An 11,430-nucleotide genomic window follows, 5' to 3' on the forward strand; every position below is an offset into this window, starting at 1 on the left:
TATGGATTATTATGACCTATGAAACGATATATCGGCTGTGATTTAGGCGGCACCAATCTGCGTGCTGCACTGGTAGATATTGAAACCGGCACGGTTCTCTTTCAGCAAAGTGTGCCAACATTGGCGCGCGAAGGCCACGATGCGGTCATGCAGCGCATGGCGGATTTGTTTCTCACCATGATTAAGGCTGCCGGTCTACAAACAGAGGATGTTGGTGGGATCGGAATCGGCGTGCCGGGTGTGCTTGACCTCGAAAAAGGGGAAACCCTGTTTTTGCCCAACCTGCCGGGAACCTGGCCGCATGTGCCGTTGCGGGATGTACTGTACCAGGCGACAGGATTGCCGGTTGCGCTGTTGAATGATGTCCGTTCGATCACTTTTGGGGAATGGCGTTTTGGGGCAGGGCAGGGAGTGGATACTGTAGCCGTTCTGGCAATCGGTACGGGGATTGGCGGCGGACTGGTGATCAATGGGCAGTTACATCTGGGAATCGGGGGTACCGCAGGCGAATTGGGTCACATGGTGATTGATTTCAACGGGCCGCGCTGCGGCTGCGGCAATTACGGTTGTCTGGAAGCGTTTGCCTCTGGACCGGCGATTGCAGCTATGGGCATGAAAGCCGTGGCACAGGGTTTGACGACCAAAATTGGTGAGTTGTGCGGTTATGATTTGAACGCCATCACACCGGCGTTGATTGCGGAAGCTGCTCTCCAAGGGGATGAAATCGCTCGCGAAATTTACCAGCAGGTCGGTTTTTATCTGGGAGTTGCGGCTTCCAGTTTGTGCGCATCGGTCAGTCCACGGCGGATCATTGTCACCGGCGGCGTTGCCAACGCTGGCCGGCTGCTGCTTGATCCAATGGAAAAGACGATGCGTGAGCGGGTGCATATCATGCCGGTGGAACAGGTGGAAATTGTACCCGGACAGTTAGGAGATCATGCCGGGGTGGTTGGGGCAGCCTGTTGGGCGGCTAACCGGCTTGGGTAGTCGGCGAGGTCTTTACCCTTTCTGATTTATGTGCGGCTTATTTTCATTGTGATATAATTTGGCTGCAAGGCAGTCAAGTGCCGCCGGGGCCCGTAGCTCAGCGGCAGAGCGCGCGGCTCATAACCGCTTGGTCGAAGGTTCGAATCCTTCCGGGCCCACAGAAATCGTGTTGTTCGCCAGCCCCATTGAGGGGTGGTATTCGCACCCCGCATTTTTTTGTCGGGGGATATTCCCCTTTCTGGTGATAAACAACCACGACCTCACTGAGTTTTTTTGATGGATAAGTCTCTGGATCTGATAAAAATTACTCCCCCGACTTAACCCCAAAATCACCGTTTTTCTCCCCTGCGGGGGGATGGAATCGGCACGCGTTCTGGCGTAACATCAGCATGATGATACTTTCAACGAGTGTTTCTGCCGGAATGTGTGTGCTGGTGTGCAGCCGCGAGAGAGTGGGGGATGCAGCCACTCATCTGCTGGTTGAACTGGCGCTGCGCGGTGAGGCGCTGGCAATAGACGGCGGTAACCGCTTGCAAGCTTACCCGCTGGCGCGCGCCTTGCGTGAACGCACTAACCGTTTCGACTTTTTCTGCCAGCGGGTACTGATCCGGCGGGCGTTTACTGCCTATCAGTTGCTAGCGCTGCTGGAAAGCCTCCCTCTCCTTACCTCCCCGCTGGTCATTCTGGATCCGTTAGCTTCTTTTTATGATGAAACGCTGCCGGTCGGGCAGGCGCGCTGGCTGGTGCAGCGCTGTCTCCAGGAGATCGAGCGGTTGAAAAGAGCGGCACCGGTTTTTCTTTTGCTGAGAACCTGTCCCTTGCCGCAGCGCCGTTTTTTGCAGGACATGGTCTGCCGGCAGGCGGATACGCTTTTCTACGAGCAGGAGGAAATAACCTCCTTTGTTCAACCCGCGTTGTTTTGAGAGGTCAAGCCAATGGGGCGTACGGTTCCAACCATCACCCGTCAACTGAATGAAACCGAAGCCATGCTGCAAACCTTTCGGCGGACGTTGCGGCGCGGTGATCAGGCTTTGCTGGATGGTCTGCTGGCATCTGCGCATCGTCATCTGGCTGCTATTTCGGCAAGCGGTGCGTTGCTGCCTTTTGAAGCCGCCTTACTGGCCATGCTGCTCGAACAAGCCCGCCGGATTGCGGCGCTGGAGGAGGAAATCCGCATCTTTCAGGAGGAAGTGGTGCGGCTGCGCGATGGCAAGGGTTGAAAAGACCGGCTGGCTGATGGATGTGTACACCCGTCCGAGCGGTGAACTGGTCTGCTGGTTGTTGAGCGAGGACGGGCAGCGCTGGCTGCTGCCGATGGATTTTCCGGTTACTTTTTACGCGGCAGGCAGCTTGGCGGTGCTGCGGCAGGCCTGGCGCTTTTTGCGGGGGCGCGGAGTACAACTTTCCCGGCAGGTGCGCCGTGATCTGTTTCACGGAGAGCGGGTTGTGTTGTCCGCAACCTTGGATTTGCCCGGACGTCTGCCTGAGACCTACCGCCGCCTGGCGCAGGCTTTTCCGGTATTGGATTACTACGATGCTGACCTGCCGCTCTCTGTGCGTTTTGTGGCTGGTACGCAAGTGCCGCTGCTGGGACGCTGCCGCTTTGAAACCGACGGCCAGCGTTTGTTGGGATTGCAGCCGCTTGAGTCGGCTTGGGAGATGCAGCCCTCGCTGCCGCCCCTGCGGGTGATGGAAATCGAGTGTGACGCCGAGCCGGCGTTGCATCCCCCGCAGGAGATCGTCATTCGCTGCGACAGACGCTGCTATCGTTTTCCCTTGCAGCCCTTGCGTGCCTTTGTGGTCAACCTGCAGGCACTGCTGGGGACTTACGATCCGGACGTAATTCTGACCCGTTATGGCGATACCTGGCTGTTCCCGTTCTTAAGCGAACATGCTCCGTCTTTCAACCCCAACCGCGACGAGCAGATGAAGGTTGAGTTTCGCCGCGAGCGCAGTTTGTTTGCTTATGGGCAGGTGCTTTACCGCGGGGCGCAAGCCCTGCTGTTTGGGCGCTGGCACATTGACCGTTGTAATGCCGCTTTGTTTGCCGAAATCGGGCTGACCGGTGCCCTGGAGATGGCACGGGTTACCGGTTTGGGGGTGCAGGAGGCGGTGCGCAAGTCACCGGGTGCAGGCATTACCGCCATGCAAATGCAGACTGCCCTGAGGGATGGAGTGCTGATCCCGGCGGTCAAACAGCAAGCGGAAGCTACCCGCACACTGGTTAGTCTGATTCGCTATGATCGGGGGGGGATGGTCTACCAGCCGCTGGTTGGTGTGCATCGTCATGTTGCCGAACTGGATTTTGCTTCAATGTACCCGGCGATCATGGTGCGTTATAACATCTCGCCGGAAACACTCTACCAGAGGGATGCGCCGGCCGGCTTAATTCCGCGCACGCTGCAACCCCTGCTGGTCAAGCGTCTGGCGCTCAAACATTGCCTGCATACCCTCGACCGGCGCGACAGCCGTGTAAGCGATTTGAAAGCCCGTCAGACGGCGCTCAAGTGGCTACTGGTGGTGTGTTTTGGATATCTGGGGTACAAAAATGCCCGGTTTGGGCGAGTGGAATCACACGAGGCGGTTACCGCCATCAGCCGCGAGTTGCTGCTGCAGGCCAAGGAAAATGCTGAGGATATGGGATTCACCATCCTGCACATGTATGTGGACAGTTTGTTTGTAAAACGAGAGGATACCCGGACTGAAGCGGATTTTCTGCCACTGGCAGAGAAAATTCAGGCAGAGACGGGTATTGGGGTGACCCTTGAAGGCGTATATCGCTGGCTGGTGTTTTTGCCGGCCTGCCGTGATCAACGCATTCCGGTGGCAAACCGTTATTTTGGGGTGTTTGAGGATGGTACGTTGAAGTATCGTGGCATTGCCCTGCGCCGTCATGATACCTGTCCGTATGTTGCCCAAACGCAGCTGGATATATTGAGTTGTCTGGCGCAGGCAGATGATCCGCGAGAGCAATGGAAAGAGGCATGGGGTCTGGTAAACCAGCGGGTGAGGTCATTGCAGCGCCGGCAAGCAGCCATCGAGGGGCTGCAAATGGCGGTCAAACTCAGCCGTGACCCGCAGGCTTTTCGGCGCCCTTCGGCGGCGGCACAGGCTGCCCGTCAGTTGCAGGCTGAGGGGGTGGCGGTGCGCGCCGGCATGCGGCTCTTCTTCTGGTTTACGCAACAGGGGGTGAGCGTTGCTCCACCCGCAGCCGAGGAGGTGGACTGGGATCACTATGCACGGTTGGTCTTGCGAGCAGCTGGCGAGATTCTGGATGTTCTCCAACCCGTAGAAAAGAAACAACAGTATTACCTGCCGCTCTTGAAATAGGTCTCTCCCCCTGCTTGTCAGCCACTCACAACGATGCGGGCATCCACCACCTGAAGTCCATGTTCAAACACCAGAGCAGGATTCAGATCAATCTCAAGAATATCCTCGTTTTCCACCATCAGGTGGGAGAGCCGCAACATGGCATCAATCAGGGCAAAGCGGTCAGCAGGTGGTTCGCCGCGTACCCCTTGTAAAAGACGGGCACCACGTAACTCATCCAGCATTTCTTCGATGTCCGTGCGGCTAAGAGGAGCAAGGCGGATGGAAACATCCTGCAGGGCTTCGGCGTAAATGCCACCCAACCCCAACACCACCACCGGCCCAAAAGAAGGATCTCGTTTAGCGCCAAGAATCATCTCTTTGCCTTTACTTAACATCTTTTGAATGAGAAATTCCTCTGCCGGCTTGAGGTTCAGTTGGGTAAAACGATGTTCCATTTCCAGCATGGCCGAAGCCAGCATTACTTGATCGGGGATGTTCAACACAACGCCGCCGACATCGGTTTTGTGAGTTACCTGTTCAGAGATGGCCTTGAGTACAATGGGATAGCCGATACGGGCGGCCGCCTCAACTGCCTGTGAGAGATTGAAAACTTTGGCCCAGGGCGCAACCGCTATGCCGTAAGCCTCGCATATCTGCATCGCCTGATCCAGCGGGAGCAAGGATGAGGTTTTGCGGCTGATTAACCAGCGGGTTTTGCTGGGAGCATCTGTGGGTATAGGAACAGCGGGCGGCTGATGTTGAGCGGTCTGAAGTTGTGTTGCTTTTTGATAATGGTCGCGAGAAGCAGCCAATGCCTGGACAGCCTCATAAACTTCACTGAAAACCGGAAAGCCCAGATTCCTCTCTAAGTAGTTGACTTCATCCACTTCTGTAAAGTAACACAGGGCAATCGGTATCTGATAGTGCTGGCTCAGGGCTTTGATTTTTTCGGCAACGGCGCGAGCGGTGGGAATGGTTTCGCGCCGGTAATTGAAAATGAGCAAAATGGCATCAGCCTGTTTGAGTTTAATGGCTTCTTCGATGATTACCGGATAGGCATCGAAATTAAAAACCGTTCCCAAATCCAGCGGGTTCATCCGCTCAATAACATTTACGCGGAAAAAGGGCTTTGCCACCTCGATTAATGCGTCGCTAAAGGGAGGCAGTTCAAAACCGAACTGGCTGGCACAATCTACCGCAATGATGGCATGACCACCCGAACGGGAGAACACCGCTAAACGGTTGCCGCGCACAGGTGGCAGCGTAAACCCCTTACTGTAAATCATCATTTCCCGGAAAGTCATTGCACGGGTTATGCCAAATTGCCGGAATGCCGCATTGACGATACCCTCGTCGTTTGCCAGTGCAGCCGTGTGAGATTGGGCAATTTGAGCGCTGGCCTGACTGGTATTGGATTTATAGACGATCACCGGTTTTGGAGATTGGGCGGCCAGTTCCACCAGCTGACGGCCTTCCACAATGCTTTCCAGGTAAAGCAAAATAATCCGGGTGGCAGCATCCTGAATGAAGTAGCGGAGATAATCACTTTCTTTGAGGTCTATTTTGTTGCCTACACTGACCGATTTAGCAATTCCTAAACCGGCAGCAGCCAGCGAGTCAATACAGGTCAGAACAACGCCGCCGCTTTGTGAAACCAGCGAGACATTGCCGTGAGGAACCTCTTCCGGAGCCGTTGGGACAAAGATGGTACAGATACCGCTGTCCGTACAGATGATGCCGATGCAATTCGGCCCAACAAGACGCATCCCCCATTTGTGGGCGATCCGGCATAGTTCTTCTTCCAGTATTGCGCCCTCTTCGGAAAATTCGCTGAAGCCAGCCGATTCGATGACCGCGTAACGCACACCGGCCGCCCCTAACTCATCCAGCAAACCCGGCACAGTAGCCGCCGGGGTAAGAATGACCGCCAGATCAATGTTGGGAGGTAATTGATTGACAGATGAATAGATTGGATGCTCCAGAGTCCGCCCCTCGGTGCGTCCCAGTAGATATAACTGGCCACTGTAACCAAATTCGATCAGGTTGCTGGCTATATGACGAGCGAGATTATCCGGCTTATCCGAAACCCCCGCCACGACAATACTGCGCGGATAAAATATTGCATCCATGATCTGCCTCGCAAAGCTTGCCAGAGTTTGGGATTTGAACGTGCATTTGATGTTTCTATTATGGCACAACCCTGCTTTCAATAACTCTCGGAGAAGGCTGATTTCAAGAGAAACACCATCCTGAAAAGTCTTAATCCCTTTCGAGAGGATTTCCGTTCAGTTTTGCAGTGACCGTAATGGGGGTGTTGTTTGTCAGGGCAACTTCGGTAAAACACATCTGACGGGCAAGGCGAACCAGTTCCCGGATGGTGGACAGCGGTTCATCGGATTCGATTTGGATCTCGACCTCAAACCCGTCACAAAATGCCATGGCATCGCCTCGTAAAACTGAGCCTTCTTCCCGAAAATGAGCGGTCACTTTGACTATTTCCTTACGAAGGTTCAATCTCTTTTTGGACGCAACCTGCGTCACATGGGAGATCAGTCAGAGTGCCATTCCGGATACAAAGTAGGTGAGAGGGGTTGGGGCAGTGCCTTCCCCACCGGGGATGTAGTTGCCTTCGTCGCTGATGAAGGCATACATACGACCGGTTTCCGGTTGTCCGGCAATGACCTGTTTACGCCACTTTTCGATTGAGGTGGCAGTTGCTTCAACCACAATCTCGCGCCGGTGATTTTTTGGGTTTTCCATAATGTCCCTCGATCTTTTTGTTTACTTTATTCAAACTATACCACAATATTCATCTTCAAAAATTTATCTCTTTTTTATTAATTTTTTATCCTCTTCTTATGGTCAAAACAAACCAATAGGGGCATGATGGATTGCGGTTGTCATACAATCACCACTTCATTTCAACAGAGAGGAAATATGAAATTTAGAGACCGTTTGATCTTGATCATTTCGTTGATTCTGGTGTTTGTGATGGGGGTCAATACGGCATGGATGGTCAGCCGGGCGCGACAATCCTTATTGGATCAGACACGTTCTAATGCTGTTGCACTGGCAGAAATGTTCGCCCATTCGGTAGATTTTGCCAACCGCATTCCGGGTGAAGTTGACCGGATTGTAGGCCGGCAAATGGTCACTCAGGCAAGAATCTCGGCCTACTTGATTGACGCAGCCCTCAAAGCAGGCATGAGCGAGGCTCAAATTGAAGAGATGCTGCGCGCAATTGTTGATTCAACCGATCTCAAAGAGTTCTGGATCACCGACGATACCGGCACAGTGGTTTATTCCAACATTGATGTACCGTTCGCTTTCAGCCCAGATCCAAACGAACAACCTCAAGCCTATATTTTTTACCAATTGCTGCAACAAAAGAACGGCGAGGTGATTCAATCGGCGCAGTTGCGGGAATTGGATTCAAAACTCTACAAATATGTTGGGGTTTCCGGGGTGGATAGCCCGCGTATTGTGCAGGTTGGAGTTGAAGCAACCTATCTGGATGAGGTCACCCGCAGCATGAACCTGCAAACGCTGGTTGATAAAACGGTTTCGGTCAAGGATGTGAATGCTGTGGCTGTAAAAATGGCTGATCAGCCGGTTGTTTTCAGCGCCCGTCAGGGTTTCTCCCAAACCGATTTGCTGGGTACGGATTGGGAGGAGAGTGTTGAAGAAGCGTTAAGCGGAGGTGAGGTTGTTGTAGACGAAATTTCCAATGCGCTGCGGGTGGTTTATCCGGTTAAAACCAGCGCCGGAGAACAGGTAACCATCACAGTCTTCATGAGCACTGCCGGCGTCGCCCAGCAAGTTCGCCAGACCCTGACCACAGCCGTAATTGCGACTTTGATTCTTCTGGCAATCAGCCTTGGGGCAGCCCTGTTCATTGCCAATACCATCACCCGCCCCTTGGGAGTGATTGAGAAAGCCGCGGATCAACTGGCGGATGGTGACCTGTCCTTTTCGGATGCCCAGCAGAATCAATTGGAAGCCATCTATCACCGCAAGGATGAATTGGGTACGGTTGGGCGCGCTTTCCAGCGGTTGATCGGCTACTTTACCGAGATGATCGAGGTGGCCAATCGGCTGGCAGCGGGAGATTTGAGCCTCTCAGTCAAACCGCGCTCCGAGCGGGATGGGCTGGGGCAGGCATTTTCAACCATGATTTCCAGCTTGAAATCTACCGTATTCCGCCTTGCTCAGAGTTCGGATGAGCTGGACAAAGCCTCGGCTGAACTGGCTAACTTTGCCGAACAGGTGCGTCTGGCTTCGGAGCAGATTGCTCAAACCATGCAGCAAATTGCGATGGGCTCCTCTCAACAAGCCGAGTCGGTGCAGCGCACGGTCAGCTCAGTACACCAGATGGCGAATGCCATTGACGGGGTTGCCAAAGGCGCTCAGGAGCAGGCTCGAGCCGTTACTTCTGCCTCGCAGGTTTCCAACCAGATGGGCGAGAAGATGCAAAGCGTTGCCGAGACGGCTACGGAAGGCGCGCAAAATGCGATCAGCGCTGCCGAAGTGGCACAGAACAGCGCTGAGACGCTCAACCAGATGATTAATGGGATGCGCCTGATTAAGGAAAAAGTTGACCTTTCCATGGAGCGGGTCAAAGATATGGGCGAGCGTTCCCAACAAATCAGTGTGATTTTGGAGACGATTGAGGATATTGCCAATCAAACCAACTTACTGGCGCTCAACGCAGCCATCGAGGCAGCCCGGGCAGGCGAGCACGGTAAAGGTTTTGCGGTTGTTGCGGATGAGGTTCGTAAACTGGCAGAGCGTTCGGCTCAGGCGACCCGTCAGATTGGTGATCTTGTTTCAGAAATTCAAAAGACCGTTCATGAAGCCGTGGAAGCAATGAGCCTGAGCGCCAAAGAGGTGGAAAATGGGGTGGCTCAGACTCATCAATCCAGTGAGGCGTTGATGCGCATTCTGGAAGTGATTCAGCAGGTGCGCCAGCAAGCCGAGGGGATTGCCTCAGCCGTCAAGCAGATTTCGGGCTTCTCGAATGAATTGATTGATGTGATGGATTCAGTCTCATCGGTGGTGGAGGAGAACATCGCCTCGACCGAAGAAATGTCGGCCAGTTCCACGGAGGTTTCGGAAGCGATGGAAATGATTGCCAGCATCAATGAGGAAACCAACGCTTCCATCGAGGAAATCAGCGCGGCGGCCCGCGAAATGAGCCAGCAGGTGCAGGATGTAACCTCTGCGGCGGTTTCACTTTCCCAAATGGCGGCTTCGCTGCGCGGACTGGTGGGGCAATTCAAGGTTTCGTAAGGGGCAAAGAAGGTAAGATAAAAATTTCATCGGCGGAGTGTTAAACTCCGCCGATGAAATTGTAATCAATCGGTTGACCTTATTTTTCAGTGATTTCCACACCGTCTTTGAAGACATGCAAGGGAGCTTCGTGATTCCAGATGGCTTCCCAGACTGAGTTGGCGTTTAAGATGACCAAATCGGCATTGCAGCCAACTTTCAGGCCGTAATTGGGGATATTCAGTGCCAGAGCGGCATTGGTAGTGATCAGGTCGTAGAGAATTTCCAGTTCTTCGCGGCTGGTCATCCACATCAGGTGGGCGGCAAGGAAGGCCACTTCCAGCATGTTATTGCGCCCAAAGGGATAGTAGGCATCGGCAATGTCATCCTGCCCAAGGGCAATGCGTACACCGGCTTTGTAGAGCGACTTAACGCGGGCGTACAACGGGCCGGTCTGCGGGTCGGAAACCACCCCAATTTGAGCGCGTTTGAGCAGGTATTCGATCTTTCGATAATACGGTTCTGGGTAAAGTGCCATGGCACGGGCATGTTGAGCCGTGACACGCCCCTCCCAGCCTTCTTTTATGGTCTTGACTGCCAGCATTTCCAGCGTGCGCAGGGTGGGGTCGCCGGCATCGTCAATCAGCATGGAAATGGGTTTGTTGTATTTCTTTGCCAGGGCAAACATGCGGTCAATGTGCTCCTGGGCATCGGCGTCGGTGTATTCGATCCAGGGAATGCCGCCAACCACATCCGCACCCAATTTGAGGGCTTCTTCAACATAATCTTCTGCGCCGGGGTCGCGCACTACACCGTCCTGCGGAAAAGCGACAACCTGAATATCTACCTTGCCTTTGAATTCCTCCCGGGCGCGGATGAGGGCTTTGACGCCTTCCAGCCGGGCTTTGGTATCGGTATCGGCAAAGGCGCGAATATGGGTGTTGCCAAAGCGAATGGCCAGTTTGACCGCTTTGCGGACGTTTTCGATAATCCACGATTCGTCGTACTTTTCTTTGACGCGGGCAGCCAGTTCGATGGCGGTCATTGCCCCACCCATCGCCTCGCCTGTGTAGGCCCCCAATGCTTCATCATCCATCATCGAAAGAGTGTAAACCTTGCAAAGGTGCAGGTGCCCATTTACAAATGATTCGGTCACCAGATGGCCGTCTGCGTCCACAACCCGCTTTGCATCCCCCTCAATTTTTGGAGAAATGGCGGCAATTTTGCCATCCTTGATTCCGATTTGGACTAACTCATTTCCTGAAAAGCGGGTTTTGGCATTCTTGATCAGGTAATCCAGTGTCATTGTTCCCTCCGTAGAGTAATGAATAAAATTATCCTGCCCGCAGGTTGTACGGGCAGGATTTTGAATTTCAGGCCTTTTCGGTCATCCGTTCGCGGATCAGTTGTTGGGCAATCAACGCTCCGTCGCGAATGGGTTCGTAGCCAGTGCAGCGGCACAGGTGTTTATTGAGGGCATTCGATAGTTCGGTTTCGCTGGCGTCCGGTTTGCTTTCCAGCAGGGCGTGGAGCTCCATCACAATACCGGGGGTGCAGAAACCGCACTGAACGGCTCCTGATTCGGCAATGGCTTTTTGGATCGGGTGCAATTCCATACCTTTTGCCAGCCCTTCGATGGTCAAAATATTCGCCCCCTGCATTTTGCTGGCCGGGGTATTACAGGATTTAACGGCTTTTCCATTCATGACAATTACACATGTGCCGCAGGTAGCGTTATCGCAGCCGCGTTTTGTGCCGGTCAGATCCAGCACGTCGCGGATTACATCAATAACCATCATTTCTTCGTCAATTTCGACAGAGCGGTATTCGCCATTGATGGTGAAGGAAATTTTCTCGGTCATT

General features: G+C 53.7%; 10 protein-coding genes and 1 tRNA gene. 6 read left to right on the forward strand and 5 right to left on the reverse strand.

The window, feature by feature from the left end; translation table 11 throughout:
- Positions 1 to 18: 18 nt before the first annotated feature.
- The 5 genes from AC812_RS14805 (at position 19) to AC812_RS14825 (ending at position 4,317) form a co-directional block, all read left to right on the forward strand.
- The gene (locus tag AC812_RS14805) at positions 19 to 987 is read left to right on the forward strand and encodes an ROK family protein (protein WP_061915097.1); all 969 of its coding nucleotides are present in this window, start codon (positions 19 to 21) and stop codon (positions 985 to 987) included.
- A gap of 86 nt (positions 988 to 1,073) precedes the next feature.
- Positions 1,074 to 1,145 (forward strand) — tRNA-Ile (locus AC812_RS14810).
- Positions 1,146 to 1,376: 231 nt separating this feature from the next.
- A complete protein-coding gene (locus AC812_RS14815; protein WP_145962535.1) occupies positions 1,377 to 1,910 on the forward strand; it encodes a hypothetical protein in 534 nt (177 codons plus the stop codon).
- A gap of 12 nt (positions 1,911 to 1,922) precedes the next feature.
- Positions 1,923 to 2,207, forward strand: coding sequence for a DUF8156 family protein (locus AC812_RS17885; protein WP_061915103.1), 285 nt, complete (start codon positions 1,923 to 1,925; stop codon positions 2,205 to 2,207).
- Positions 2,194 to 4,317, forward strand: a complete 2,124-nt coding sequence (locus tag AC812_RS14825; RefSeq protein WP_061915105.1) for a DNA polymerase domain-containing protein — start codon at positions 2,194 to 2,196, stop codon at positions 4,315 to 4,317. The genes AC812_RS17885 and AC812_RS14825 overlap by 14 nt, the downstream gene beginning before the upstream one ends.
- A 17-nt stretch (positions 4,318 to 4,334) precedes the next feature.
- On the opposite strand, the gene AC812_RS14830 is transcribed toward AC812_RS14825, so the two are convergent.
- The 3 genes from AC812_RS14830 to AC812_RS14840 form a co-directional block, all read right to left on the reverse strand.
- Positions 4,335 to 6,428, reverse strand: coding sequence for an acetate--CoA ligase family protein (locus AC812_RS14830; RefSeq protein ID WP_061915108.1), 2,094 nt, complete (start codon positions 6,426 to 6,428; stop codon positions 4,335 to 4,337).
- Between the two features lie 130 nt (positions 6,429 to 6,558).
- Complete coding sequence (locus tag AC812_RS14835; RefSeq protein WP_272897779.1) at positions 6,559 to 6,840, reverse strand: OsmC family protein; 282 nt, start codon at positions 6,838 to 6,840, stop codon at positions 6,559 to 6,561.
- A 12-nt stretch (positions 6,841 to 6,852) separates the two neighbouring features.
- On the reverse strand, positions 6,853 to 7,059 hold the full coding sequence (locus AC812_RS14840) for a hypothetical protein (RefSeq protein WP_061915114.1): 207 nt from the start codon (positions 7,057 to 7,059) through the stop codon (positions 6,853 to 6,855).
- Between the two features lie 177 nt (positions 7,060 to 7,236).
- On the opposite strand from AC812_RS14840, the gene AC812_RS14845 reads away from it, so the two are divergent.
- A complete protein-coding gene (locus AC812_RS14845) occupies positions 7,237 to 9,588 on the forward strand; it encodes a methyl-accepting chemotaxis protein (RefSeq protein WP_061915117.1) in 2,352 nt (783 codons plus the stop codon).
- A 79-nt stretch (positions 9,589 to 9,667) separates the two neighbouring features.
- On the opposite strand, the gene AC812_RS14850 is transcribed toward AC812_RS14845, so the two are convergent.
- Together AC812_RS14850 and AC812_RS14855 are read right to left on the reverse strand one after the other, a co-directional pair.
- Complete coding sequence (locus AC812_RS14850) at positions 9,668 to 10,873, reverse strand: amidohydrolase family protein (protein ID WP_061915120.1); 1,206 nt, start codon at positions 10,871 to 10,873, stop codon at positions 9,668 to 9,670.
- Positions 10,874 to 10,940: 67 nt separating this feature from the next.
- Positions 10,941 to 11,429 carry a (2Fe-2S)-binding protein gene (locus tag AC812_RS14855; RefSeq protein WP_082149014.1) on the reverse strand — a complete coding sequence of 163 codons (489 nt, stop codon included), beginning with the start codon at positions 11,427 to 11,429 and terminating at the stop codon, positions 10,941 to 10,943.
- Position 11,430 lies beyond the last annotated feature (1 nt).

Origin of the sequence: Bellilinea caldifistulae (assembly GCF_001306055.1) — a bacterium.
Lineage (GTDB): Bacteria > Chloroflexota > Anaerolineae > Anaerolineales > Anaerolineaceae > Bellilinea > Bellilinea caldifistulae.